The organism is Pseudogemmobacter sp. TB195, from assembly GCF_058313095.1.
The window spans coordinates 1-708 of sequence record NZ_JBZEGG010000112.1 but is presented as its reverse complement, the minus strand read 5'-3'; the positions used below and the strand labels follow the sequence as shown (position 1 = coordinate 708).

General features: G+C 68.4%; 1 protein-coding gene. It reads left to right on the top strand.

Going from position 1 to position 708, the window contains the following annotated elements; translation table 11 throughout:
- Positions 1-708, top strand: a 708-nt coding sequence (locus tag AC4FS3_RS28880; protein ID WP_491023399.1) for an AMP-binding protein, incomplete at both ends; no start/stop codon positions are given.

Here is a 708-nt window from a genome sequence, read left to right as displayed (position 1 = left end):
GGTGGTGCTGGCGGCCGTGCGCTCCGGCCTCTATGTGACGCCGGTCAACCACCACCTCACCGCCGGCGAGGTCGCCTATATCCTGGCCAATTGCGGCGCGCGGGCGATCGTCACGTCGCCAGCCCATGTGGCCGTGGCCGGCGCGGCGCTTGCCGGCAACGCCCTGTGCGGTTTGCGCCTGGTGACGGACCAGGACGGCGCCGCCGATGGCTTCGTTGGCTATGAGGCGGCGGTCGCTGGCGCTTCGCCCGATGATCCGCCGCAAACGGCTGGCGACGTCATGCTGTACAGCTCGGGCACGACCGGACGGCCCAAGGGCATCAAACGCCCGTTGCCGGACGGTCCTTTCGGCGCGACCGCTGACCTGGCGGGCCTGTCTGTCTATGGGCTTGATGACCGATCGGTGTATCTGTCGCCGGCGCCGCTCTATCACGCCGCGCCGCTCGGCTATGTTCTGGCGGTGCTGCAACTTGGCGGAACCGTGGTGGTGATGGAGCGGTTCGACGCGGAGGAGGCGCTCCGGCTGATTGAAGCCCGCCGGGTCACCCACAGCCAGTGGGTTCCGACCATGTTCGTGCGCATGCTCAAGCTGCCGGCGGAGGTGCGGGCGAAGTACGACGTCTCGTCGCTGAAATTCGTCATTCACGCCGGCGCCCCGTGTCCGCCGGACGTGAAGGAGGCGGTGATCGGCTGGTTTGGCCCTATCGT